Here is a 24,010-nt window from a genome sequence, read left to right as displayed (position 1 = left end):
GCATGGCAATGCGTTTACTCTAGCCATGTTATTACACTCTCTATCATCAAGGCTATGGCAACAACAAGGGGCAAGCTGTTTAATGTGAAGAATGGAAGTATTACGCCTAACATACCAAGAACCAAGAGGAGGAAGTTCAAGGCCATAAGCACGGAATATTGTGAAGGCGCTGTAGTTCTATATGTGCGTGCTTGCAAAAGGCCTCTAACAGCATAGATTATGAACCAAATACTGTAAATGGAAAAAGATGGATGGTTAAAGCGGGTAGCAAAAAGTAAAATGCCATAGACTATACCAATGAGCCCAGCGAGAAAATTGTAATCAATTCGTTTGTATTTTAGAGGTAAAAGAATGCCAGTAGCCAGAGCTGGTATTCCTACTACATACTCAATGATCGATGTAGCTATCCCTCGGGGCGATAAGAAGTGCGCAAGAATATGCATTCCCATAACCAATGTAATAGTTCCGACTATACTGCTTCCCCAATCAAGATGTTTCTGAGTGTTCATAGCTTTTCTTACAGCTGAGAAGATCCAATATGGCAAGACTACCATTACAAATAAGCCAAGAAGCAAGAAAACGACGTAGAAAACATGGTGGATTACAGGATGAGCGCTAAGGACAATCTCTAAAGCTTGGCCAGGCCATGAACCGTATCCGAAGAGCCATATTATGACACCAATTGTCCAAGCAATTATGTCAAAACCTATGGCTAATGGTAGAGCTAACAATATAAAAGGCAGTGAGAAATCCGCAACCAGGATATAATATGTAGCTATTTTTATATCCTTAGAAGGGATTAGTCCAAAGAGTAGAAGAACGATGGCAAAAACTACCAAAATTATCCCAATAACCAACACTGCAGTTAATAGCTTTTTGTACCGTTTCATAACTCCCCCTTTTTTACATATTCTAGCAGAATGACAATAATAACAAAACTCTTGAATTGCAGTTAGCAAAGGGACTTTGCTCTTTAAGTACCGATGGACTTGAAGCGCTCAATCGTCCTAACGATCTCTCGGAGTTTCTTTTTGTCTCTTTTGCAGATATTATAAAGTGGTTCAGCCAATGCTGGGGAAACCAAGCAATTCTTAATTTGTTTTAGCTTCCTAAGCGAGTTTGGAAGCATAATTAAGAGGTCTATCTGTTACAATTTTTCAAAAATGGTCTCGTGTCAATTTAAGGAAAGAAGGATCTAAGTGGGAGGTGCTTATGAAAATAGAGCCTTTTAGATTCCGTGAAAGTTGCGACTTGGTTCTTCTTACGGGGAGAAAAGCAAATTCCCTGAAGGAGTTGGTCAATGGCTTAAAAACTTTGCCGGATTCAGTTGTTTATTACCACACTCACCACTTTGTTACGCAGATTTCTCAGCTAGCGACGGAACTACCAAATGACTTTGCAAATTGGATCAGAGACGTGCTACTAGAAAAGGTCATAGCGGAAAGGGTGGCTGCGTTAGACATTATTGACTACGCAACTATTTCAGACCTTAAGGATGCGATTATTAGGACCATTGAAGACAACATGGATGTGGAAAGCGGAAGAAAAGCACCTCAAGGAATGGAGTTTCACTTCATGGGTGTCAAAACTTTTGTCATTGATACTGGCGTCGAAGCAAGGAATTTGCAGGAGTTTTATGAAGGCGTTAAAAAAGTGCCGAGTCGTTCAGTGTATTTTCACATGGTACAATCAAGGCTTCTTTTAGGAAACCCTACCAATGATTTTTCCTTGTGGCTATCGGAACAACTTCATGAAAGTGAACTTGCGGAGCGCATTTCTAAACTGGATCCGTACACATGGAGTGTGGAGGGACTAAGAAACAAAATATGTCAGATGGTTGAGGAGAGGATCTATGAGCAGAATTAGAGAATACGCGCCGATAGTTGGTGAAGAGGTAATAGATCAGCTCTTTAAGATTGCTGAAAAGCTTGAGGGAAAGAGAATAATAAACATAAACTCTACTGCGGTAGGTGGAGGCGTTGCAGAGATTCTGTCAAGGATGATACCGCTCTTGAATGAGCTAGGGGTAGATGCAACATGGGAAGTGATTAAAGGAACGGATGAATTTTTCAATATAACTAAAACCATGCACAACGCACTTCACGGCGTCAATGTTTCTGTGACAGAGGAACAGTTAGAATACTTTCTTGAGATTAACCGACAAAATGCTAAGAACATCAATTTAGATGGTGACGTAATGTTTGTTCATGATCCGCAGCCCATTGCTCTTGTTGAAAAACGGTCTCAGTTCAATAATAAATGGCTGTGGAGGTGCCACATAGACGTGTCTCGTCCCCAGGAGTGGGCGTGGAATTTCCTCAAGCCTTATGTGGAAAAATATGATGCGGCTGTTTTCTCAGCTCCAGCGTTTGCTCAACAGCTTCCTATTGACCAGTTTTTCATCTCACCGTCCATTGACCCATTAAGTGATAAGAATAAGGATTTGTCAAAGGAAGAGATCAGGGCAGTATTTGATAAGTTTGGAATCGATATGAATCGACCGACCATAACCCAAGTTTCCAGGTTTGACTACCTGAAGGATCCTGTGGGTGTTATCGAGGCTTATAAACACGTCAAAAAGCATGTGGATTGCCAACTTGTGTTAGCTGGCGGGACGGCTACGGATGATCCGGAAAGCGAGAAAGTTCTAGCGGAGGTTAGAGAAAAGGCAGGCAGCGATCCAGACATATTCATTCTTCTACTTCCACCAAACAGCGACTTTGAAATCAATGCGTTGCAGAGAGGATCGACAGTAATTCTGCAGAAATCTATTAAGGAAGGTTTCGGATTAACGGTAACTGAAGGGCTGTGGAAGGCTAGGCCTGTAGTCGCTTCGGCAGTAGGTGGAATTACCCTGCAAATAAAGCATAAAGAATCAGGTATTTTGACACATACCATTGAAGGAACAGCCTACTGGATTAAACAGCTGATACAAAATCCAGAGTATGCAAACTATCTTGGCAAGAACGGAAAGGAATACGTACGGAATAACTTCCTAATAACGAGACACATGAAGGAATACATGTTAGCGTTTCTTTCGTTGTTCTCTTCAGGTGAATCAACAGTAATGCTATAAAAGAGAGATTGAGCGAGCTATTAACGGCTCGCTCAATCTTTTAATGCTCCTGCCGTAAGTCCCTGCACAATATATCTTTGGAAAATTAAAGTGAGGATAACAAGGGGTACCGCAGCAATAGCTGAAGTTGCCATGACTTGCCCCCACGGTATTTCTCCATGTAATCCTTGGAACATAGCTATTCCAACAGGAATGGTACGAGCGTGATAATCCGTCGTAAGCATCAAGGCGAACATGAACTCGTTGAACGACGATATAAAGACTAACAAAGCGGTAGAGAAAATGCTTGGCGCAGCTAATGGGATGATTATTCTTGTTAGTGTTTGTATCCTGGAGGCCCCATCAATCATAGCTGCTTCGTCCAAATCTTTAGGAAGTTGAGTAAAATAGCTTATGAGAATCCACAGAGACATAGGCATTGTCCAAGCTGTATAAGGGAAGATTAATGCTTGATACGTGTTGATCCATCCCAGACTTGTCATGATCTTGAAAAGATAACCCACGATGCTTATTTGCGGAAACATGGAAACAGCCAAAATAACCATTATAATAATGCTTTTACCTCGGAATTGTATTCTTGAGACAGCATACGCAGCAAAACTTGCCACTACAACCGTTAAGACAGTTACAACGAGAGCAATAATAACGCTATTTTTAAAATAATCCAAAATATGAAGGTCTGCTTCAGCTAAGATCTGCTGGTAATTGGACAGCGTCAGTATGAACGGAACGTCTTTTGACGCTAAAAAGTTAGGATACTTGGTAAAAGAAATTAGAAGCATCCATTTTTCAACGCCTCTTGGAAATGTCCCACTCTTAAGTAAATTATGGTGAACACAAGAATGAGCAAGAATGTGATTACAGAAACAGCAGAACCAAAGCCAAAGTCACCAAGAATATAAGCGTTAAATCCATAGATGGATAGCGATGATGTTGCACCGCCAGGGCCGCCACCTGTGAGTACATAAATCAAGTCGAATATACGGAACGCGTCAATTGTTCTAAATATAAGTGCAATGACAATGATGGGGGCCAAGAGAGGTAGCGTTATTTTGAAGAACTGTTGACTCAAACTTGCGCCATCAACGGTGGCTGCTTCATACAAGGAATTAGGAATCGCTTGAAGTCCGGCCAAGAAAAGTATAGCCATGAACGGTGCGGTCTTCCACACATCAGCGATGACGATTGAAGCAAATGCACCAGTTGGGCTGCCGAACCAGTTAATGGGCTGAGAAACAAGATGTAGGTGAACAAGAATGTAGTTAAGTAATCCGTAGTTGTAGTTATACATTAGCTGCCACAGTTTAGCGGAAATAATCGTGGGTATGGCCCACGGAATGAGTACCACAGCTCGCATAATGCCTCTGAACTTGAATTTCTCATTTATAACCAATGCGAAAAACATGCCAAGAACAGATTCTAAAAAAACTGATACAACAGTGAATCCCAAAGTAAAAAGAACAGACTGCCAGAAAGCTGGGTCGGCGAGCATACGTTTGTAGTTGCCCAACCCAATAAACTTCACAGGCGGCATGAATGTAATGTCTCTGTAAAAGCTTGAAACAAACGTTCCGATGACCGGAGCCAAAACCAAAAAGCCAACCAGAAGGATAACGGGAGAGAGGAGCAGATATCCTAAGGCTACCTCGCTAGATTTGTAGCTGCGAGTATTCCTCTTCATCGCTCCCCACTCCCATTTTTGGTATTAGCCTCCATACTGGCTGATAATCTTCTCTACCTCTATTTGAGCTTCATTCAATGCTTTAGCTGGGTCTTCTTTGCCGGAAATAGCTGCGTTTACATATTTTTGGAGTACATTGCTGAGCTGCGTGTAATAAGGAACCATTGGTCTAGGTATAGCGTTGACAAATACGTCTTTTAGATCTTTAAGATAAGGCGCTTTTGCAACAACTTCAGGGTCGTCATATACATCTTGCCTACCAGGGTTCCAGCCAAGATTCATGGCAAAGTCTTTTTGTGCATCAAAAGATTCAACGTACTTTATAAACTCCCATGCTGCCTCCTTATTCTCTGAAAATGCATTCATACCGATATGCCATCCACCTAACGTGGCAGCACTTTCATGGTTCGGGAAATGCGGCAGTGGAGCTATGGCTACCTTGCCTTTAACAGGAGAATCTTCTGCATTGTGGGTACCCCAAGCATAAGGCCAGTTTCTCTCAAACATGGCATTTCCACTCTGGAATGTAAGTCTGGCTCCTTCTTCGTCCATCTCTGTGTAAGTGCTTGGTGGTGAAATTTTGTGTTTGTTGATCAAATCGCTCATGAATGTCAGTGCTTCTATGTTGTTTTCGGAGTTTAGAACAGGTTTACCATTTTCGTCAAGAATGGCTCCACCATTGCTTGCGATGAACTCAAGGAAGTCGCAAATGAGTCCTTCGTACTGCTTCCCTTGCCATACAAATCCCCAGAAGTTAGGGTTGGATGCTCTTTCGCCTTCTTGGACTTTCTGTGCAATCTGCACAAGTTCATCCCATGTCTGTGGTGGGCTAGAGAATCCGTACTTTTCCAGGAGATCTGTTCTATAGTAAAGCAGACCTGCATCAATATATACGGGGAGTCCTATAAGCTGCCCATTGTACTTATCTGCCATATTCAGCGTTTTTTGGAAAAATACTGAGAGGTCGTAGTTGTCTTTTGAGACGAATTCATCTAAAGGAGCTAGCCAGTTAGATGAAGCGAACTGACCAATCCACGCAACATCCATTAAAAACACGTCAGGTGTGGACTCTTTTCCACTGAGTGGCGTTACCAAAGTTTGCATTCTTGGGCCAGTATCCATTGGCTGCAACAATAAATCCACTTTAATGTTAGGATTCTTAGCTTCGAAATCATCTATGATTTTGTGCCAAAAGTCGATTTCGTTTGATGCGCCACCAACAGCAAATACAATTGTTGTTTTTTCTGCTTGTGGAGCTGGAGTAGTGCAGCCTGTCAAAGTTACCGTGGCTATAATCATGACGACAACTGCCAAAGTCAACAAGTTCCGGGATTTCCTACCCATAAAGTTCACCTCCTTGTTACCACACGGAATATTATAGCATCGCTTTTGCGTTGTGTTAATGACCTCTTAAAAATTCTGGGTAGTGAAATTTATAGGCAGTGCGAAGGTGAATTGAAAAATCTCCCTATTCGGTTTTCAGTGTGCACCAACTGGTATTTTTCTTAGAATTCCAATTTAGATTTTACTAGTCTGACGCCCTGCGTATATTCGCCAGGCATGGTAAATCAGAAGCCAACTAGGAGAATTCATTTGTCTGTGAAACTATCATGTCTTTCATGTCGTATCGCTTCTGGTTCTACTGAAAGTTCGATGTGCTAGCTCTTGACTGAAAGCTACCCAATCCTTTAAATGGTTCCCTTTGAACATTAGGTAGTTTTTCAACAATTCCGCAAATTCGTTTATCTGCTCTTGGACTTGAAAAAGGTAAGTGAGACCGGATGTAGCGCGTGCTTTTTCATAAGGAACTGCACCAAAGAAGTGTTTTTTGTAGCTTGGTCGCTGACTCCCGTCTCCTACTTAACCCGTGTTTTTGTGCGATGGTGTTACAAGTTAGTGGAAAAGGCTAAGGGGCTTGGTCAGATAGTAATACATATCTTAAAGAGGAGAAGGTGTGGATTGTAAAGCTGTGCTGCAGGGCTCTTTTACAACTAGATTGGCACTTATTTCGCTACTACCGTTTCAATTTTTACAGGAGTTTTGGCTTTTTCTGTTTCTTGTTTGCCACGCGGGGCAGCCCCGGAATTGTTCCCACATAAGAGGCATTAACAAAAAGGGGCGCAGCCATGGTGTGCTTACGCCCCACTAGGAGATGTGTTTAAGCCCACTCAAAGCGGGCTAAGAAATGTCTTAGGACGGGTGGCTCGTAGGTGATTTTTACTCCGCGTACTTGGTCACGGCGTTTGTTTATGTTACTAAGGCATTCTGCCACATATGCCATGTGATTGTCGGTGTAAACGCGGCGTGGTATGGTAAGCCGCACCAGTTCAGTTGGCGCTTGCCTGCCCATGAGCAGGCTTCCAATTTCCACTGCACGCACACCACCTTCCAAATACAGTTCTGCTGTTAGGGCAACACCGGGAAAACTGTCCCATGGCAAATGTGGGAGCATTTTACCTGCATCCACGAACACGGCATGCCCACCTACGGGTGTTTGGATGGGAATGCCAGCTTCGGAGAGCAGTTGACCCAAATACTGCACTTGGCTGATGCGGGACTGTAGGTAGTCAAAGCTGAGTACTTCCCTGAGCCCTCTGGACATAGCTTCCAAATCTCTGCCTGCCAATCCGCCGTAGGTGGGAAAACCTTCATAGACGATGACTAATTCGCGAAGTCTCATGTAAAGTTCTTCATCATCTTTAATGCCGATCATGCCTCCAATGTTCACCAAAGCATCCTTCTTGGCACTGAAGGTGAAACCATCGGCGTAACTGAACATTTCTCGCACGATTTCTGGTATGCTCTTATCCTGGTAGCCTTCTTCACGGGTCTTTATGAAGTAGGCGTTTTCTGCAAAACGCGCAGCGTCGATGAAAACTCTTATGCCATAACGTCTGCATATTTCTGACACTTGTTTTATGTTCTCCATGGACACGGGTTGTCCACCCACGGTGTTGCATGTGACAGTGATGAGCATGAAAGCAATACTGTCTGTGCCATGTTCTTTTATGAAATTCTCAAGTTTCTGGAGATCAATGTTTCCTTTGAATGGATGGTAGGTTGAGGTATCATAAGCCTCGTCAATAACCAAGTTAACGGGTTTACCACCCTTCAGGGTTATATGAGCTTCGGTGGTGTCAAAATGCACATTTCCAAGCACATATTGCCCCGGTTTTACAAGGATGCTAAACAGCAGGTTTTCTGCGCCCCTGCCTTGGTGGGTAGGCACAATGTACTTGTAGCCGAAAATTCCTTGAGCTGTGTCCTGCAGGTGGTAAAAGTTTTTGCATCCTGCGTATGACTCATCACCCAGCATGAGCCCGGCCCATTGGTTATCGCTCATGGCATTAGTGCCACTATCGGTGAGCAAGTCAATGAAAACATCTTCGGCTTTCAAAGAAAACACATTCAATCCTGCTTCATTTAGTTTTCTTTCCCTTTCTTCCCTCGCAAGAAGGCGTATGGGTTCCACCATTTTGATTCGATAAGGCTCTGGCATGCGCATGCTCATGTTTCCTCCTTTCAACTACTTACGTAGTTTATTTTAACCGAAAGCCAATGTTATGGTTGTGTTAAAATATACAGCGAGGCCATAAAGGGAAGATGAGGACGGGGCACTCCGGCCCTCCTAACTGTGAAAGTTCAGGAAGGTCGGAGTTTTGTTAATCCAAAGAAATGGGAATGTCTTTGCCGAAAATTGCTCTTCTGTAGTGGCAGTAAGGGGTCTTACCTGTCTTGTCGTAGTGGTCTTGGTGGTAATCCTCGGCTGGCCAAAAAGTGGACGCCTTCTCTATGCTGGTAGCTACCTTATACTTTTGGGAAAGTAATGCTTTTATTTTTTCTGCTTTTTGTTTTTGTTCTTCACTGGTGTAGAAAATCACACTGCGGTATTGCTTACCCCAGTCTGGACCTTGCCTATTAACTTGTGTAAAATCGTGTATTTCAAAGAAATACTTGATTAAGTTTTCCACGTCAACTTTTGTGTCGTAGACCACCCTCACAGTTTCAGCATGCCCAGTAGTACCAGTGCAAACTTCCTCGTAAGTGGGGTGGTCTGTGTGTCCGCCCATGAAACCTACTTGTGTGTCTAACACGCCTTCGCACTGCTTGAAAAGATGTTCTACGCCCCAGAAGCAACCTGCTGCAAAGAATATCTGTTCCTTTTCCGGTTTTTGGCCTTTGGGGAGAAACTTCAAAGAAACTGAGTTTACACAGTGACGCGTATCTTTCTTAGTAAAACCTTCGCCTGTGAATACATGTCCCAAGTGCGCACCGCAGTAGCCGCATACAAGTTCCGTTCTTACTCCGTCCTTGTCGGGCTGGCGTAAGACTGCTCCTGGTACTTCATCGTCAAAACTTGGCCAGCCGCATCCAGAATGAAACTTGTCCTGAGAGCGGTACAAAGGTAAGCCACAGTTCTTGCACACATAAATACCTTCTTCAAAGAAGTCGTAGTATTCCCCAGTGAAAGGCAGTTCAGTGGCTTTCTCGAACATGACTTTTCTTTCTAACTCGGAAAAATCTTTATTTTCCACTGCTTTAAAAGCCTCCTTCATGTGAAAAAGAGAATTCGAAAATTGAAACATGCAATTTAGCCATATCAACTCTTAGTATACCCATTTACCTTAATTATGTGCCATGCAATGCGGGTTGGGTATAGTATTGTGGTAAGGCGGTGATAAGGTGAAAGGGAAAGCGGTTCTTGTGGCACTCATAGTTTTGTCTTTGTTGGTTGGTGCTTTCGCTTTGGGCTCTTATTTTGGAGAAACGCCAAAGCCTGCTCCTTCAGGTGGCAACGTGGTAGATAACACGCCCACTACACCGCCTACGCCAACAGTGCCTCACACAGAGACTCCTTCAGAGCAGTCTACAGGCACTAGTGAAGAGACTGAGCCAACGGAATCGCCACCCGAGGAGACAGTGGAAGTGAGCGAGCTTGAGACAGCCTGCCCAGGTTCCTTGGATAATACAAAGTACGGATGGGGCATGAGGATACTACCCAACCACCAAATACCTGATATTGGAGCTAAGGCAAAAGAGCTGTTAGATAAATACCATGCCATTTTTACAGGCAACACCAGTGAAAAGGTGGTTTACCTCACCTTTGATGAGGGCTATGAAGCAGGTAATACAGCAAATATACTGGATATCCTTAAAGGCAATGATGTTAAAGCTGCGTTTTTTATTACAGGCGCCTTCGTAAAGAGCGAGCCTGCTTTAGTCAAGCGCATGGTAGATGAAGGGCACATCGTGGGGAACCACACGGTGAACCACGTGAGTTTGCCAACCGTGAGCTACGAGAAAGCCGCTGATGAAATAAACAGGCTTGCTCAGATGTATGCTGGGATCACAAACCAACAGATGAAATACCTTAGGCCACCTAGCGGCGAATACAGTGAAAGGTCACTATGTGTGACAAACGCTCTTGGTTACCGAACTGTTTTTTGGAGCATTGCCATGGCAGACTGGGTACCCTTAAAAGGTGGACCAGATGAAGCCTATAACACGGTTATGAGCCGCCTGCACAATGGAGCGGTTATCCTCTTGCATGCTGTATCGCCCGATGACATTCAGATACTAGATAAGCTCATTAAAGACATAAAAGCCCAAGGTTACCGTTTTGGCACCCTAGACGAGATACCGTAGTAAATCAGAAATTGTTTATAACCCGGCTCGGCAGAGAATTCATTCTTTGCCGAGCTTTTTTGTACGAAACCGCTGAGAAGGTTGAGTCCTTTAGAGATGGGTTGGGATCACCTGCTTGTAGTTTATGTTCATACTGACCTGTGTTAAACTTGCCATTAAATGGGCTTCGGAGTGGGGAGCCTATAAAGGGGGTAATAGTGAGGGCGAGCGAAAGTGCTGGGTTTAAGAAGGTATTGTCAGCAAGTGTGGTTTTGCAGGTTTTTGTTATTTCTGTTGTTTGATTTCGATTCACAGAAAGAGTGAAATACAATTTGGATTGACAAAAGGGAGGGTCTATGGAAAAAAGAGGCGATTTTAAGGGAAGGATTACTTCAATAAATGGATTTTCATTAGTTGGCCTTGCTGCCTATGCAGCTGCCAAGGATCCTAATGCTTTCACTATTGCATTAGTAATTGTGGCATTCTTATGTGATATCTATTCTGTTCTACTTTTTGAGAGGAGGAACTATACCGATTCATTACCTGTGGAAGCGAGTGAATACAAAGCGATAGCAAAAGGTTTCGTATTTATGATATTGCTCTTCTTTGCTGGTGTGGGAACTGCGTTTCTCATAGCTTATCTCAATGACAGAGGAATTATAGGTCCGTTAAATACCGTTGAGGTTTTCAGAAATTGCTTTGTGGGCTACGGGGCTACGACTATGATGTTCAACATATTTGCACTTTCTCTTTTATATAAAGAAAACGTGGAAGCATTGATCAATTTGTTTTATGTCTGTGCTCTCATCGGTTTTGTTGTAGTTTTGTTCCCAGATAGCCTGATTGTGTATTGTGCGTTCGCGGCGTTAATTATTTGGTTAGATGTTATCTATTCGCGCTACCAAGTTAAAATCTGAAAAGAAGGTATGATTAGTTCGTAACTGTGCACCTACTCCTGTCTTGACTTTGTCTACCTTCTCAAGGAGCAAATTAAAAATAACATGTTTTAAAGAGTAAGTGAAGTAGCTGTGTTGCACCTTGCCACATTGGCGTAAAGAACAGTTGCTTAAAATTTTTCACGAGAAACCAAAGCGACATATATGCGACTTAGTTGACTTACCTCGTTTTTTCCTGTTTCATGAAAAGTAGTCTCATTTTTAGAGTAGTCCCAAGTGTTTCTTATTGGTCATAGCTCTGTGATACAGGCATCTATCTTTTGCCGAGCTTTTTGTCTTTTACGGTGAATCAGGGACAATAACTTTGTCAGGTGTGTCTATGGGATAATTTTTGAGCTGTTTAGCATTGCAGCTAAGAAGAATATCGCGTGTTATGGCTAACTCTGTCAGCTTAGCACGGTTATGGTTTATGAAGTCAAGGGTTACAAGCGTGGCTACTGACCCTTCTGGAAATTCATTTAAGATCAGGAGACCAACCAGCTGGTGTTGTTCTGTAGTTTACTAGCATTATGTTTTCACCATGCCATGTAGGTATAAATGACCATTGGTTGAAGTTCTTGACGTTGAGTATGCCGATGTTATACACAGGATTTCCATTCTTGTAACTCATAAAATTGTAGATGAGGTAATCCTCATTTATGAAAAGCACCGAATCGAATGTCACAGCCTTATCACTGTTAGGAATTTCATAGATTTTAGTAAACTTGCCATCTTCTCCTTGCTTCACTACGACAATCTCATTTATCGCGGAATCCCAAGTGCTTTTTATTGGAGATACTTGTGTGATGAAAGCATAAATGTCTTTTCCATTGTAGTCCAAGTCTTGTCTGGGAGGAGAAGGAAGATTGTTTATCTCTGCGGGGTATGACACCGTAGAAGTGATCTTTAAGGTATGTTTGTCCAGTGACGCAATTTGATAAGGATAAGTTGGCGAGTAGATAACTGTGGCGTTCTCCTCGTTAGAGAAATAGAACTGCGACTTATTTTCTTTTACCCATCCTACTACCTTTATTTCATTACCAATTGCAGAAGGTGCAATAGAAAAGAAAGATGGAATAGCACCACTTGGCGGCGCAAAGATATCGCTCCATTTGAACTCTTTCAATAGTTTTTTCTCCTTTGTGTTCCATACCTGCAAAACATCGGGCAAATCTGGTGAATGTGGCGCATGGTACAAGAAAAGTTCATTCTGATTTAGCCAAATTAGATCGTACTCTTCACCTGGTGTTTTAGTTAGATCCTCTATGTGTCCTGTATTGAGATTCACCAGCGAAGTTATTTTAGCATCCATTTGATAGTTCCAATAGGCAACCGCCAACGTCTTGACATCAGGCGACAAAGCAGCCTCAGGCCTTGCTCCTCGCAATCCATGCCATAAAAGATGGAGCTCAGGAGCTTCTTTATTAATTAACTTTTGTACATCCCAAATGAAAACGGCCGCCTCGCGCTGCCCTGATTTTTCCTCTGAAATTACGGTGGTACATAGTATCCATTCATGCTCTGCAGATCTATGCGCCACTGGACTGGCGCAGCTTATACACAGCACTAAAGCTACTGTGACTAAAATTTTATACGTAGTTTTGAACATTGCCCTCATAGCTTCGTGTTCTATTCTGGATTGTATTGAGTCACCTGTAGCCATGTCCTACCATAAACTAAGTTATAAGGGTTACCTGTAAGTTCTTGCATGTACTGGGTATCCAGATCTAATATTCTGTAACGCAAGTCCGAACCTGGTTTTTGATTTGACCCAAAGTCGTTTCTTTCTTTTTCGCCTACGGCGTTGTTAGTCATGGCTGCTCTCGGCATAATGTTTTTGTTCAACCAATATTACTGCACTTGAAGATTTTTCAGGAGTAGACGCCTTTGCTACAGCGGGTGTTCTAACACTTAGTGTGAACATACCTGTGAGGATAAGAGCAAGAATAATGACTGTAACCAACATAGCCTTCCATCCATCCCTTGAGAACCTAACGTTTCTCATAATCTTACGCCCCCCATCGGGCGACAACACCTCGAGGACAACACCCCCATTTGTAAAAGGAATGCACCACATTTTTATGAAACTGTTGCCCTTTAGGAATAACAACAAAAAATTAGAAACGGGGGCTGACAACGCATGGGTTGCCAGCCCCCTTAAGAACCTTGTTATGATTGAGGCACAACAACTTGAAGCGGCGTTTGGATGCTGTAGGTATTGAGCTGCTTACCTGTGGCATCGTAGGTGACAAAGTTTGTTTCAGCAGTATCAATCGGCGTAATCAGCACAAAAGCGACCAATTTTTCGTCATTTAACAAAGCAACGGTAATTTCATCCGGGCTGAATGTGCTTCCTACAACAATCGTGTAGCCTTTATATCCGTAAAAAGCTGGGGATGGGTAAGGCCCGCCAAATGATCCAAGTGATGTGGACGTAGAAATAATCTCGAAAGCGTCAGCCAACGACTGCACCAGTTCAAATTTAGGGCTGTCAGAGCTTGCATTTACCTTAGCAGTGTTTGAGTAAAAATTGCCGTTTGCAAATGCTGCCCAACCACCTGCGTCAGACAGAAGTGAGTATGGTTCTTTCCTTTCGCTGTTTGCAACTTTCTTTTCTATTAGAGAGCCATCAGCGTTGATAAACTGGATATTAAGAAAAGAATTAGGTCCGGTTGACGATTGTGTTTCAGAGGCTGACAGAACATAGGTAGTGCTGCCTTCTGCGCCAACGCCCATGGCGTAACCACTCACTGTCGTTTTGACAGCTTCTGTGGATGAGAATCTGTAAATAGTTGAGTTAGAGAGGTCTTGCTCGAAGGTATATAGTTTGTTTGGTGTAGTATAGCAATTTGTCATATTAAAGTACTGGTTACACATCGACGTAGATGTAAGGCTAACAATATTCGCTTTAAGATTGTTCTCCTGAAGTCCGACGAAAAGATCTTTTTCTGTGGTGAATAATGTGGCAGTGTCCGAACCATCCCAGTAAATGGCAGTATTTGAAACAGGTTTCGGTGGTTGCGAGGATAGTCCGATCCAAGGACTCAATCTTACCCAAAAGTTGCTCTCGTTTGCGTAGTTGGGAAACATTAGCGTTGTTGATGTGTCCATTTCCACAGTGCCTGTTTTGGTGTTCCATGTTAGCTTTAGCAGTTGTTCCTGATTATTTACAGCGTCAACGTAGCGCAAAAAAAGCGGTATCGATTCAACGGAGGTTGATGTGGGTGTGGTACTGGTGCAACCGACTGAAAGTATAAGTAAGACAGCACATAGAGAAATGGGAAATAACCGTTTTAAAACTTTACCTTTTTTCATAATAATACCCCCTTTATTTAGTCCTTACTGTCAAACCTCTCTATCGCGGTTTGCTCTGCTTCTGCGTAAATTGGTGTTAGTTGTTTTACGTAGTCACCAAATGTTTCATAAGCTCTGTTTGTTGCTTCTTCGTCAGTTGGTATAAAAATATTGTTTGGTATCCAGTTCTGTACTGTGCCGTTTTTTACTCTGTCGATATCAGTCCACAAGTACACAGTAAAGTTTCCATTTCGGGCTTCTTGTAAATTCGCAGCAGTTAGTTTATAAGTGGCACTGGACCCGAACGGAACCTCCATTTCCCACTTTACCCAGTCCTCATGTATTTTTATTTCTGTTTCAGCAACGTTTATCTCTTCTGTTGTGAGTCTGGACTTATTCTCCGCAAGCCACTGTGTTTTCCCTTTTAAGTGAGGCTCATCATAAGGGCTCTTGTAATCGAGGAGAAAGGTACATTCCGTGTTTACGATGGCCTCTATGCCGCCATCTGTAATGTTTAGTTCAGTAACTGTTGCATTAGATGTAAGTGTTTTATCATGTGGAACTGCAGTGGCAAAAATCAGGGCTGCTTTCTTAACCAATGACTCTACCTCAGTCTTCTCAACTTCTGCTTTTGCCACAGCGGGTTGCTTAAAACTTAGCGTAAACATACCTGTGAGGATAAGAGCAAGAATAATGACTGTAACCAACATAACCTTCCATCCATCTCTTGAGAACCTAACGTTTCTCATAATCTTACGCCTCCCATCGGGCGACAACACCCCCGAGGACAACACCCCCGAGGACAACACCCCCATTTGTAAGCCTAGTATATCACTTTTTCATGAAACTGCTCTTCTTTACGAATAGAATGGGTGAAAAGAGCGCCGTGCTGCCTAGAATGTATTGCTCGAACTGCGGCGAGCAGCGGAAACAGCCTTTCATAATACTTCTGCCTGTTACATGTTTAATTGCCTTCGGGTCTTAGAAGTGCCCACATGCGAGTTAATTCGTCTTGTTCACAGGCTATTTGTGTGTAAAGGTGGCTTTCAGAGCCAGAACGCAGAAGAACACCTCTTCCTTCTGTCACAACGCCTATACGAAAGAGTTTGCATGGTTGGTTTTCAAATAACGCTTCGGCTGTTTCGCACATTTCAGGGGGTAATGTAGCCACCAAGGTGCCTGAGGAAATCATTTTTAGTGGATCAAATTCGAAAGCATTAGCAAAGCGCTTGACAACTTCTGGCACAGGAATTCTTGATCGATCTACTTCCATGCATACACCGGAACAGGAAGCTATTTCCAACAATGTTTCAAGTATGCCACCTCGTGTCACATCGTGCATGGCAGTAGCGCCTAGGTCTGCAAGCTTCAGTGCTTCTGACACCACGCTCACAGAAGAAAGTAGTTTTAGAGCCTCGTTTAGGTCCTGGTCAGTTAGGCCGCGTTTTCTTGCTTCAACGGCGAAGTCAGAAGCTAGAATGCCTGTTCCTTCGAGCCCCACTCCGCGTGTTACATAGATGATGTCCCCTGGTTTAGCACCGCTGGTTCTTACGACTCTTTTGCCACAGGCAGGCGCTAGTGCAGTGGCTGCGACTAAGGGCCGTCTGAGGCCATTGGAGGCTTCTGTGTGCCCTCCTATAATAGTAACGTTCAAGCTGTCTGCTGCTCTCGCTGCATCTGACATTATCTGTTTTAACTCCTCAGGCTGGTCTAGCGATGGAAGCATGACCAATAACTGCACCCACCGTGGTTTTATACCGCTTGCTGCAATGTCGTTGCATGCCACGTGAACGGCAAGCCAGCCGATACCATTTACGGCACCGACAATGGGGTCGACATGTGAGAGCAGCAAATCGTCTCCCACTCGCGTAACAGCAACGTCTTCGCCGAAGGCTGAACCCAGAATTACATCAGGATCTTCGCTTTCCTTTACAGTGAAAGGGTAAACACACTCCTGCATAACTTCAAAGGAGAACTTTGCCATTTGTTTTCACCTCATAACTCTTATGTAATAATCCCAACCCTCATAATGGACTTTTCTAATTCTTCCTTCTTTTACGAGCTGCTGGAGTACTTCTTCTCCCACGCCAAAGCGATTGAGTACGTCTTCTACTGCGTCTCTTCGCATAGGGTGGACGGCTGTTATTTCCAGTATTTCCTCTACGGGGTTATCGGTGACAACAAAACCACTGCTTTCATAACCGGTTAGAGTTTCAGCGTTTAAGCCCTCTTTTGTGAAGATGGCGTAAGCGGCAGTGATTGACTCAGGTTCCGGGCGGCTAACCCATGGTTCCGCTGGTGGCCGAGTGGGAACTCCGATGTAGGCTTTATAAGGGCTTATGCGAGATTTAACGAAGTTTGCAATGGCAGTAAGTTCTTCTGGATTATCGTTTAAGTCTTTTACTAGCATTGTTTCTGTGCACAAGGTTCCTGTGTACGAGCCTGCGAACTCCTGCATGCCCTGTAAGATTTCGTCCAAGGAAAGGGAAGCATGAGGTCGATTTATTTGTTTCCAAGTGTTAGGCGAGACGGCATCAATTTTCACACTGACCCAGTCAGCTTTTTTAAGATCTTCCTGGACTGATTTATCCCAGGTGAGAGAACTGTTAGTTATAACTGCTACGGGTAGGCCTAAATCTTTGAGCCTTTCTATGAGTTCACCCAAGCTTGAGTCCAAAGTGGGTTCACCGTCTGGGACAATGGATATGTAGTCAACGTTTTGCTGAGTTTCCCCTATCCTTTCTACTTTTTTCTTAACCTCGTCGAAAACTTCTGATGGATTACTGTATAAGGTACGCTTCACTTGCATGTGTAGCGTGCGTCCTACCTGGCAGTAAACGCAGTTGTAAGAGCATATTTTGTACGGGATGTTATTAACACCAAGGCTTGCGCCCAGTCTTCTGGATGGTATCGGCCCAAAGATTGTCATTTTTCCCTCCTTAGCGGGATGTTCTGTGCTTCTCCCTCTTCGCATTATAGTATGTTGCTGTTCATTCTGTGGATATGCACAAAGAGATCAATGCAGACCATGGGCAAGCAAACAATTTGGTCAATACGATTAAACCGCCAGATGCGATGACAAGGCTTCATAGGCGTACAATCACACCGTATCCATGGAGCAGGGAGGCATAAGAAGATAGGTACAAAAAGATTAACGTGACTGCTGTTGGTCATCATGATTGTGGGTTCATTAGGTTGAAAGCGAAGAGCTTTCAGTGAGCGCTGCTCCAATGCCACCCACTAAGCTGGCTGAAAATGACAGTTATGTTTTTGCTTTGCCTGCTCGCTACAATTATGCTTACCCGAAAGGCTGGGAAGAAGTTGACCAGATTATGAAATCCAACCCGGTATCAACCAACCCCACATTCGAAGTGAAACAAAACAGCGGTTATATAAGAGCAGAACTGTGGTTTGAAGAGGACTTGAACGTAACGGCAAGTGATGACTGGACCATAAAGCAAGCTCAGGCGTGGCTGGACAGAAATAAGTATTACTTGACCGATGATCAGATAAGTGCAGTACAAAACTGGATAGAAATTCAGGCAGCTCATGACGATATTGAGGCAAGTCATCCATCAACAGGATCAGGCTATTTGGGGTACAAGCTTTATAGCCCATCTTTGGAAGAAGCGAGCAAGGGTAACTACGACGTATGATTCTGGACAGCCTTAGAGGAAATACCGGAGGGCGAGATAACAAGTTGCCAACCCAATCTATTGGTGCATTGGGGTACAAGTCCAGAAGAAGTATATAAAGAAATATTCGAACGTGTTGCCATTCCAAGTAATGACTGCAATTGCAAATAAAAAAGTAAACCAAGGGTAACAGAGAATAGGTTCGGTGGAGAGTCCATCGCTCATCGGACCTATTCTCGTGTTTTCATAACCTGCAATCTTTGAAAGGGTTGCTGCTGCACATAGAAACATTCAAGTGTAGCCATGTTACATACATATGGGGTGGATAGATCAAAGAGCGAATAAAACGTTCATGTGAAGCTCAATGATTTGAACTAACGGTAATTCATTGGGAAGTGCCAAAATCTGTTGGATTTACGCCTGAGGCAAAGGCTTGTCCAACATTTCCCAGAGTTGTAATGTACCAATTCCTTAGCCAACCGGCATCCCACTTGTAAACATCAACAGGTACGCTTAGATCAAAAACGTGTCTTACATGAAAATCGCCAGGCAGTACATCCACAACAAGGTGAGCATTTTTCATCTTTGTAGCCAGTTGCGCCACTTCAACCAGATTCATATCTGAAATGACGTAGTCGTTCCATATGTTCACGGCACTGGACAGAAAAGATGGTGAAAGCTTAGAAATGACTTGGTCTTTAAGATTAGTTCCTGTTATCAGTGACATTTGCCTAGAAATTCTATCTAAATCGGACATGTGGGTGGTGCCAAAGTCACGCACACGCCAGTATACCAAGAACTGCGTGCCATTAAGTGTGTGAGTACCTGGGCTTAGGCATGTGTAATCGGGAACACCGACACCTTCATAGCAATATCTTTGCGGCACATCCACTGTGAGTCCACCCATTAAATCCACCATCTCTGTTATGGTTGTGAAATTCACAACTACGTAATGATCAACGGTCACTCCAAAATTATCCTTAATTGTTTGCACCAGTTTGCTCAAACCACCATATGTTTGCCCCTGACCATACATGGAGGCATGCGTGAGCTTTGTTATGCCTTCACCTGGTATGTCGACCAAAGAATCTCTGGGAATATAAAGCAAATTCACTGTAGAACCGTGTATGAATGCCAGTATGAGCGTGTCGTTATGACCCACTGAGCCACCTTGGTTCATCTTACCTACCGTATCGAGCCCAGCTAAGAGCCAAACTTGGTCATTTTTCGAACCTGTCATGCTTGACAATGTGTTTGTGGCAGAGCCCAAGATGTCTGAAATGCTTAAACTACCAGTTTTCGGCAGCAAGATTTTCTGAGCATAAACACCGCCAACAAAAGATACACAGAAAACAGCTACCAAACTGATGACGATCAGAATATTTGCGAAACTGAATTTCTTTTTCACCTCAAGAATTATATCTTATGAGCTTACTTTGATTGGCGTGAGCATGCAAAGAGCAGTTTAAGGAATGGTGCAGCAAAGCCGTGGTAATAATCCATGAACTGCATGATGTTTCTCATTAATGGGCCAGCGATTGGTATGAGCAGTGCAGTGTGTTAATTCCCGGTACTATGAAAGGAAGAAAGAAAGCGGCAGAAAACCTTTTGCTGTAGCTGTTTGGTTAACCAGAAGCGCCCAGTGATGAAGAGCCGACTCAGGCAGTCTATTGTCGGCGAGCAAGCAAGCAACAAAAGGTATTGCAACTAAGATTATTGCAGGTATTAGATTTTTCTCTGTTTCCTCTCACGGTTAGGTTACTTCTCTAGTGCATTATTGAAGGCGTTTCTTCAAAGAGTATGTGTTATTCATCTCTCTGTTTTTGCTTGTACCTTTACGGAGTCATTGGAACTACAACGCTTTCAGGAGTGTTTATTGCATAACTATTGAGCTGCTTTCCGTGAGCGTCGTATGTGTATACTTTAGTAGTTTTCAATTGTTCTGGGATGGGTCTAAGCCTGCTGTATGGAGTGATTAATGTAAAACCTGCGAGTTCATCATTTTTGAACGCTGCTATGGTGAGTTCATTCGGTCCAACGGTTTGTCCGACGGCTACAAGATAGTCTTTGTATTTGGTGTAAGATGGGAAAGTCGTTTCTTCATAAAATGTGAAGGGTTCAAGCTTTGTGGCAGTTCCTACGGTTTTAAGACCTTTGGTAATAGATGTTACTTCAACAAGTTTTGGTTCCGTAGAAGTTACATCCAACCGTAAACTGTCTAAGTAGAAACAGCCATTGGCAAAAGGTATGTCAAGTTCTGCCAATGTTAATATGGATGCATCGTAGTTGTCTGTGACCGTCTTTACCGTCATGCTTCCATCAGGGTTGATGATATCAAGAATTATTGACATGGTTGCTGAGCCGGGGATTGTCCCTGTCTCGGGTGGCACGTAGGGCTGCTGTTTCCCCACCAGCACGTAGATCTTGTCGTCCATGGCACCTAAGCCTAAAAAGGTTCCGTTGGCTACCTGGTATTGTTGCATGCCAGTCGCACTTATCTTAGAAATAGTTGTTGCAGCAGCGCCTACTCCAGCAGCATAGATCGCTTCGTTGGTGGTATATGCGACCAATGGGTCGTAATAGATTGGTAAGGAATTGGCTAAGCTGATCACATTTACTTTTACTCCATTTGTTTGTATCTGTGCAAGGTTAGTTGTAGCTTCTCTGGTAAAAACAGTAACACTGTCAGGACCTTCCCAGTGCAGAGCTACTACTTGCTTGTCGTTGTTAGGGTAGGAAAGCACGGGGTCCTTGCCAATTTCCACGGTGCCTTTTTCTGGTGCCCACAGAGCTTTCACATAACTGATTTTCTCTTCGTTGTTGTATTCCAGCAGCAGCGGTACAGTGTTTTCACTTGTGGTTCCTGTGCAGCCAAGTAGGGAAATAGTCACTGTTAGAAGGCAAGCCAACAGTCCAAATGAACGTTTCATCATAAACTACTCACCCCCAAGAGGAGCTCAACACAGTTTTTTTGGAACCTTGCACTGTCTTTTAGGTTGACTCCCCCGTTTATTGAAGGTAGTTTAGCACATGTTGTCTGAAAGAACATACATGTTTTGTGTAATACCACTTTTTATTTTGGTTGTTACGAATATGCCGCTTTTAGCACGTAGGTTAGCTCTACCACTTCTACGTGGGCTTTTTCCAGTTGCTTACGTATGCTTGAAGCCAGTTCTACGGCCTTCGGGTTGTCACCGTGAACACAAATACTGTGTGCAACAATGGGTATCTCTTTGCCGTTTATGGCTGTTACTTTGCCTTCCAGAACCATTTCTAATGCACGCTCTGTGGCTTGCAATGGGTCGTCTATGACTGCACCCGGCATGGAACGGGGCACCAACGTGCCATCCTCATTGTAGGCACGGTCTGCGAACACTTCCTGTGTCACTCTAATGCCCACATCATTAGCTGCTTTAACCATTTCTGAATTTGCCAAAGCAAGCAAGATGGCGTCAGGTACTGTCTTTTTTACAGCTTCGGCAATAGCTTTTGCGAGCTCATAATTTACTGCCGCCATGTTGTAAAGTGCTCCGTGAGGTTTAACATGTTTCAGCTCCGTACCTTCAGCTCTTGCAAAAGGTTGCAATGCTCCAATTTGGTAGATAACTAAGTTTCTCACTTCTTCAGGTGAAAGTTGCATGTTACGGCGTCCGAACCCTTGAAGATCTGGAAAACCGGGATGGGCTCCCACTGCCACATTCTTAGAAGCTGCCATGTTTACTGTTTTCTGCATGACCATGTAGTCGCCTGCATGGAACCCGCACGCTATGTTAGCAGAAGTTACAAGGTTTAATAGTTCTCTATCCAATCCCAGCTTATAGGCGCCAAAGCTTTCTCCCATATCGGCATTTAAATCAACCTTGAGTGGCATTAGCTGTTCCTCCTTTCATTACTTAGCGTTCTTCCACCCATACATCGAAATACCGATTGCCCACTGCCACACGGAAATGCTTGGCACTAGCGGAAGCATTAGGGCTAAGCACAAGCCGGAGCTTGCAAAGCTTATCTTCTTGCTCTTTTAGAAGATAAACGGCTTCTTCCATGCTGATTGCCACAAACTGAACTTTGTTTCCTGGCTTACCCTGAGCTAAGAGGGGAAGATCAGCTGAGCAGACTGTGGCTATCTTGGGATAACCTCCAGTGGTTTGTCCGTCAGCGAGCATGATAATGGGCATGCCATCACCTGGTATTTGCACAGCGCTGAGTGGAATGCCATCGGATATGATCTGGGTGTGGTTTTTTCTGATATGTTCTATGCGTTCGCCTTCCAAGCGGTAACCCATGCGGTCGGAGTCAGCAGTAATTATGTACGTGCTATTGAGGAAGTTTTGCACTCCTTTTTTGGAAAAGTAATCATCTTGTGGTCCCATAATAACGCGTAATGTGATGATGTCATTATCAGCGTTTATAACGTACTTTGGAACGTACTCCATGGGAATAAGCTTGCCTACATACTGCGATGGTTCTTTTGAAGGCGAGCCAATTTCCAGTTTGTCTCCACTTTGGAGGGGTCTGCCTTGAAAGCCACCAATCTTGCCACGGATGTAGGTAGACCTGCTACCCATTACCATGGGCACGTAAAATCCCCCGGCTACTGCCAGGTATCCTCTTGCACCGACTTTTGTTTCCGATATTGTAATGATGTCGTTCTCTTTAACTTCAACTGCCTGCCACTGTGGTAAGGGCTGTTCATTTAACGTAGCTTGAAACAGTGCACCAGTTAGAGCAATGACGGCTGAGCCATGTACCTTAAGAGTGGGTCCTAGTAAAGTAATTTCCAAACAGGCAGCGCTTTCATCATTGCCGACGAGTAAGTTTGCTACTTTATAACTGTACTGGTCCAAAGCTCCTGTAACGGGCATGCCAATGCTTCGGTAACCAAAACGGCCACTGTCTTGTACAGTGGTTAGAAAACCCGGTGAAACAACTTCAAAAAACGTAGGCATTTGTTACAGCATACCTTTCTCCTCTTCAAGGTTATATGTTCGAACTTTGTAAGCACCGATTTTGGCCTGTTCTTTAATGGTTTGATACTGTTCAGCTGTAATAGCTTGGAATCTTATGTAATTGCCAGCGCTGAACAGTACTGGCGGGGTCCTGAAAGGATCATATATGTTAACGGGTGTGCGCCCGATGATGCGCCAACCACCAGGGCTGTCCACAGGATAGATACCAGTTTGTTCTCCTGCTATGCCTACGGAGCCAGCAGGGATTTTGATCCTCGGATTCTCCAAACGTGGCGTGGCAATGCGCGGATCCATGCCTCCTAAGTATGGAAAGCCGGGAGTGAAACCCAGCATGTAAATGAGATAGTTCGGTGCACTGTGCAGTGCTATGACCTCTTCGGGGTCAAGCTTGCAGTAGGCAGAAACAAACTCAAGGTCTGGTCCAAGATCGCCGCCATAGCATACTGGTATCACAGTCACTGATGGCTGTGAAATGTTTCCCTCGCAGGTAGTTTCCATAGCTCTTTCAAGGTGTTTCTCAAGCGTTGCCGGTTCCAACTTAAGAGGATCAAAACACACCAGCAGTGAGCAATACGCTGGCACAGTTTCAATGACGCCTTCAATGGGATTATGCTGCAGTGCTACGTTGAGCGCCCTAACTTTAGCATTTAGTTCTGGTGAAATTTTATTGCCTAGTTGCACTAAAAGCGCAGAATCGCCTGCTGGTTTTATGCAAAAGCCCATGTCCAAAACCTTCCACCTCCTGCATACATAATAAAAAGTCTAATACGGAAGTGAAGAAAAGAACATGGACAGCA

Annotated in this window: 23 protein-coding genes; 5 read left to right on the top strand and 18 right to left on the bottom strand. The window is 43.7% G+C overall.

The features are described 5' to 3' along the window. Positions 1 to 14: 14 nt before the first annotated feature. Positions 15 to 890 (bottom strand): hypothetical protein, encoded by an 876-nt coding sequence (locus COPRO5265_RS07090; RefSeq protein ID WP_012543838.1) that lies wholly within the window; start codon positions 888 to 890, stop codon positions 15 to 17. A 322-nt stretch (positions 891 to 1,212) separates the two neighbouring features. On the opposite strand from COPRO5265_RS07090, the gene COPRO5265_RS07085 reads away from it, so the two are divergent. Together COPRO5265_RS07085 and COPRO5265_RS07080 are read left to right on the top strand one after the other, a co-directional pair. Then, positions 1,213 to 1,866 carry a DUF5752 family protein gene (locus tag COPRO5265_RS07085; protein ID WP_012544838.1) on the top strand — a complete coding sequence of 218 codons (654 nt, stop codon included), beginning with the start codon at positions 1,213 to 1,215 and terminating at the stop codon, positions 1,864 to 1,866. Then, positions 1,853 to 3,076, top strand: a complete 1,224-nt coding sequence (locus tag COPRO5265_RS07080; RefSeq protein ID WP_012544180.1) for a glycosyltransferase — start codon at positions 1,853 to 1,855, stop codon at positions 3,074 to 3,076. Before COPRO5265_RS07085 ends, COPRO5265_RS07080 begins: the two co-directional genes overlap by 14 nt. 32 nt (positions 3,077 to 3,108) lie before the next feature. On the opposite strand, the gene COPRO5265_RS07075 is transcribed toward COPRO5265_RS07080, so the two are convergent. From COPRO5265_RS07075 to COPRO5265_RS07055, 5 genes are all read right to left on the bottom strand, one after another. Continuing rightward, positions 3,109 to 3,858 carry a carbohydrate ABC transporter permease gene (locus COPRO5265_RS07075; protein ID WP_012543524.1) on the bottom strand — a complete coding sequence of 250 codons (750 nt, stop codon included), beginning with the start codon at positions 3,856 to 3,858 and terminating at the stop codon, positions 3,109 to 3,111. Continuing rightward, positions 3,849 to 4,757 carry a carbohydrate ABC transporter permease gene (locus tag COPRO5265_RS07070; RefSeq protein WP_012544697.1) on the bottom strand — a complete coding sequence of 303 codons (909 nt, stop codon included), beginning with the start codon at positions 4,755 to 4,757 and terminating at the stop codon, positions 3,849 to 3,851. The genes COPRO5265_RS07075 and COPRO5265_RS07070 overlap by 10 nt, the downstream gene beginning before the upstream one ends. A gap of 24 nt (positions 4,758 to 4,781) precedes the next feature. Continuing rightward, complete coding sequence (locus COPRO5265_RS07065) at positions 4,782 to 6,101, bottom strand: ABC transporter substrate-binding protein (RefSeq protein ID WP_012544074.1); 1,320 nt, start codon at positions 6,099 to 6,101, stop codon at positions 4,782 to 4,784. An 814-nt stretch (positions 6,102 to 6,915) separates the two neighbouring features. Beyond that, positions 6,916 to 8,262 carry a tryptophanase gene (locus COPRO5265_RS07060; RefSeq protein WP_012544862.1) on the bottom strand — a complete coding sequence of 449 codons (1,347 nt, stop codon included), beginning with the start codon at positions 8,260 to 8,262 and terminating at the stop codon, positions 6,916 to 6,918. 157 nt (positions 8,263 to 8,419) lie between these two features. Continuing rightward, on the bottom strand, positions 8,420 to 9,313 hold the full coding sequence (locus COPRO5265_RS07055; RefSeq protein WP_041736198.1) for a bifunctional methionine sulfoxide reductase B/A protein: 894 nt from the start codon (positions 9,311 to 9,313) through the stop codon (positions 8,420 to 8,422). Between the two features lie 280 nt (positions 9,314 to 9,593). Between COPRO5265_RS07055 and pdaA the strand changes: the two genes are divergently transcribed. Beyond that, complete coding sequence (gene pdaA / locus COPRO5265_RS07050; protein ID WP_407636609.1) at positions 9,594 to 10,403, top strand: delta-lactam-biosynthetic de-N-acetylase; 810 nt, start codon at positions 9,594 to 9,596, stop codon at positions 10,401 to 10,403. A 335-nt stretch (positions 10,404 to 10,738) separates the two neighbouring features. Continuing rightward, positions 10,739 to 11,299 (top strand): hypothetical protein, encoded by a 561-nt coding sequence (locus COPRO5265_RS07045; protein ID WP_012544422.1) that lies wholly within the window; start codon positions 10,739 to 10,741, stop codon positions 11,297 to 11,299. Between the two features lie 493 nt (positions 11,300 to 11,792). Here the strand turns inward: COPRO5265_RS07045 and COPRO5265_RS07040 are convergent, their stop codons facing one another. The 7 genes from COPRO5265_RS07040 to COPRO5265_RS07010 all read right to left on the bottom strand — a co-directional run bounded on the left by COPRO5265_RS07040 (position 11,793) and on the right by COPRO5265_RS07010 (position 17,540). Further along, positions 11,793 to 12,980, bottom strand: a complete 1,188-nt coding sequence (locus COPRO5265_RS07040; protein ID WP_143708139.1) for a hypothetical protein — start codon at positions 12,978 to 12,980, stop codon at positions 11,793 to 11,795. Then, positions 12,947 to 13,147, bottom strand: coding sequence for a hypothetical protein (locus COPRO5265_RS07035; RefSeq protein ID WP_143708138.1), 201 nt, complete (start codon positions 13,145 to 13,147; stop codon positions 12,947 to 12,949). The genes COPRO5265_RS07040 and COPRO5265_RS07035 overlap by 34 nt, the downstream gene beginning before the upstream one ends. Further along, positions 13,125 to 13,322, bottom strand: a complete 198-nt coding sequence (locus COPRO5265_RS07030) for a hypothetical protein (RefSeq protein ID WP_041735855.1) — start codon at positions 13,320 to 13,322, stop codon at positions 13,125 to 13,127. Before COPRO5265_RS07030 ends, COPRO5265_RS07035 begins: the two co-directional genes overlap by 23 nt. A gap of 164 nt (positions 13,323 to 13,486) precedes the next feature. Further along, entirely contained in the window at positions 13,487 to 14,632 is a 1,146-nt protein-coding gene (locus tag COPRO5265_RS07025) for a hypothetical protein (RefSeq protein ID WP_012543764.1), read from the bottom strand. A 17-nt stretch (positions 14,633 to 14,649) separates the two neighbouring features. After that, on the bottom strand, positions 14,650 to 15,360 hold the full coding sequence (locus COPRO5265_RS07020) for a hypothetical protein (protein ID WP_012544242.1): 711 nt from the start codon (positions 15,358 to 15,360) through the stop codon (positions 14,650 to 14,652). A gap of 215 nt (positions 15,361 to 15,575) precedes the next feature. Beyond that, entirely contained in the window at positions 15,576 to 16,595 is a 1,020-nt protein-coding gene (locus tag COPRO5265_RS07015; RefSeq protein ID WP_012544134.1) for an AIR synthase-related protein, read from the bottom strand. Between the two features lie 6 nt (positions 16,596 to 16,601). After that, positions 16,602 to 17,540, bottom strand: coding sequence for a radical SAM protein (locus COPRO5265_RS07010; RefSeq protein ID WP_012544596.1), 939 nt, complete (start codon positions 17,538 to 17,540; stop codon positions 16,602 to 16,604). A 301-nt stretch (positions 17,541 to 17,841) separates the two neighbouring features. On the opposite strand from COPRO5265_RS07010, the gene COPRO5265_RS07005 reads away from it, so the two are divergent. Then, positions 17,842 to 18,267: a hypothetical protein gene (locus COPRO5265_RS07005; RefSeq protein WP_012544343.1), complete on the top strand. Its 426-nt coding sequence runs from the start codon at positions 17,842 to 17,844 to the stop codon at positions 18,265 to 18,267. A gap of 364 nt (positions 18,268 to 18,631) precedes the next feature. Here the strand turns inward: COPRO5265_RS07005 and COPRO5265_RS07000 are convergent, their stop codons facing one another. The 5 genes from COPRO5265_RS07000 to pxpB form a co-directional block, all read right to left on the bottom strand. Continuing rightward, positions 18,632 to 19,654 (bottom strand): LCP family protein, encoded by a 1,023-nt coding sequence (locus COPRO5265_RS07000; protein WP_143708137.1) that lies wholly within the window; start codon positions 19,652 to 19,654, stop codon positions 18,632 to 18,634. A 427-nt stretch (positions 19,655 to 20,081) separates the two neighbouring features. Beyond that, entirely contained in the window at positions 20,082 to 21,179 is a 1,098-nt protein-coding gene (locus COPRO5265_RS06995) for a hypothetical protein (protein WP_012544667.1), read from the bottom strand. A gap of 152 nt (positions 21,180 to 21,331) precedes the next feature. After that, positions 21,332 to 22,117 (bottom strand): LamB/YcsF family protein, encoded by a 786-nt coding sequence (locus COPRO5265_RS06990; RefSeq protein WP_012543685.1) that lies wholly within the window; start codon positions 22,115 to 22,117, stop codon positions 21,332 to 21,334. A gap of 22 nt (positions 22,118 to 22,139) precedes the next feature. Then, the gene (locus tag COPRO5265_RS06985) at positions 22,140 to 23,192 is read right to left on the bottom strand and encodes a 5-oxoprolinase subunit C family protein (protein WP_012544387.1); all 1,053 of its coding nucleotides are present in this window, start codon (positions 23,190 to 23,192) and stop codon (positions 22,140 to 22,142) included. Positions 23,193 to 23,195: 3 nt separating this feature from the next. Beyond that, complete coding sequence (gene pxpB / locus COPRO5265_RS06980) at positions 23,196 to 23,936, bottom strand: 5-oxoprolinase subunit PxpB (protein ID WP_012543594.1); 741 nt, start codon at positions 23,934 to 23,936, stop codon at positions 23,196 to 23,198. Positions 23,937 to 24,010 lie beyond the last annotated feature (74 nt).

The sequence above is a fragment of the Coprothermobacter proteolyticus DSM 5265 genome, from assembly GCF_000020945.1.
Lineage (GTDB): Bacteria > Coprothermobacterota > Coprothermobacteria > Coprothermobacterales > Coprothermobacteraceae > Coprothermobacter > Coprothermobacter proteolyticus.
Note: the sequence above shows the minus strand (reverse complement) of the source record. Positions and strands in the feature narration are given on the sequence as shown.

Excerpts from the sequence above, each read along its gene's own strand:
- COPRO5265_RS07020 (WP_012544242.1), bottom strand. The coding sequence starts at position 15,360 with ATGAGAAACGTTAGGTTCTCAAGAGATGGATGGAAGGTTATGTTGGTT.
- COPRO5265_RS07010 (WP_012544596.1), bottom strand. The coding sequence starts at position 17,540 with ATGACAATCTTTGGGCCGATACCATCCAGAAGACTGGGCGCAAGCCTT.
- COPRO5265_RS07060 (WP_012544862.1), bottom strand. The coding sequence starts at position 8,262 with ATGCGCATGCCAGAGCCTTATCGAATCAAAATGGTGGAACCCATACGC.
- COPRO5265_RS07025 (WP_012543764.1), bottom strand. The coding sequence starts at position 14,632 with ATGAAAAAAGGTAAAGTTTTAAAACGGTTATTTCCCATTTCTCTATGT.
- pxpB (WP_012543594.1), bottom strand. The coding sequence starts at position 23,936 with ATGGGCTTTTGCATAAAACCAGCAGGCGATTCTGCGCTTTTAGTGCAA.
- COPRO5265_RS07055 (WP_041736198.1), bottom strand. The coding sequence starts at position 9,313 with ATGAAGGAGGCTTTTAAAGCAGTGGAAAATAAAGATTTTTCCGAGTTA.
- COPRO5265_RS07075 (WP_012543524.1), bottom strand. The coding sequence starts at position 3,858 with ATGCTTCTAATTTCTTTTACCAAGTATCCTAACTTTTTAGCGTCAAAA.
- COPRO5265_RS07040 (WP_143708139.1), bottom strand. The coding sequence starts at position 12,980 with ATGGCTACAGGTGACTCAATACAATCCAGAATAGAACACGAAGCTATG.
- COPRO5265_RS07045 (WP_012544422.1), top strand. The coding sequence starts at position 10,739 with ATGGAAAAAAGAGGCGATTTTAAGGGAAGGATTACTTCAATAAATGGA.
- COPRO5265_RS07090 (WP_012543838.1), bottom strand. The coding sequence starts at position 890 with ATGAAACGGTACAAAAAGCTATTAACTGCAGTGTTGGTTATTGGGATA.
- COPRO5265_RS06990 (WP_012543685.1), bottom strand. The coding sequence starts at position 22,117 with ATGCCACTCAAGGTTGATTTAAATGCCGATATGGGAGAAAGCTTTGGC.
- COPRO5265_RS06995 (WP_012544667.1), bottom strand. The coding sequence starts at position 21,179 with ATGATGAAACGTTCATTTGGACTGTTGGCTTGCCTTCTAACAGTGACT.
- COPRO5265_RS07085 (WP_012544838.1), top strand. The coding sequence starts at position 1,213 with ATGAAAATAGAGCCTTTTAGATTCCGTGAAAGTTGCGACTTGGTTCTT.
- COPRO5265_RS07070 (WP_012544697.1), bottom strand. The coding sequence starts at position 4,757 with ATGAAGAGGAATACTCGCAGCTACAAATCTAGCGAGGTAGCCTTAGGA.
- COPRO5265_RS07015 (WP_012544134.1), bottom strand. The coding sequence starts at position 16,595 with ATGGCAAAGTTCTCCTTTGAAGTTATGCAGGAGTGTGTTTACCCTTTC.
- COPRO5265_RS07065 (WP_012544074.1), bottom strand. The coding sequence starts at position 6,101 with ATGGGTAGGAAATCCCGGAACTTGTTGACTTTGGCAGTTGTCGTCATG.
- COPRO5265_RS06985 (WP_012544387.1), bottom strand. The coding sequence starts at position 23,192 with ATGCCTACGTTTTTTGAAGTTGTTTCACCGGGTTTTCTAACCACTGTA.
- COPRO5265_RS07030 (WP_041735855.1), bottom strand. The coding sequence starts at position 13,322 with ATGAGAAACGTTAGGTTCTCAAGGGATGGATGGAAGGCTATGTTGGTT.
- COPRO5265_RS07035 (WP_143708138.1), bottom strand. The coding sequence starts at position 13,147 with ATGCCGAGAGCAGCCATGACTAACAACGCCGTAGGCGAAAAAGAAAGA.
- COPRO5265_RS07080 (WP_012544180.1), top strand. The coding sequence starts at position 1,853 with ATGAGCAGAATTAGAGAATACGCGCCGATAGTTGGTGAAGAGGTAATA.
- COPRO5265_RS07005 (WP_012544343.1), top strand. The coding sequence starts at position 17,842 with ATGCCACCCACTAAGCTGGCTGAAAATGACAGTTATGTTTTTGCTTTG.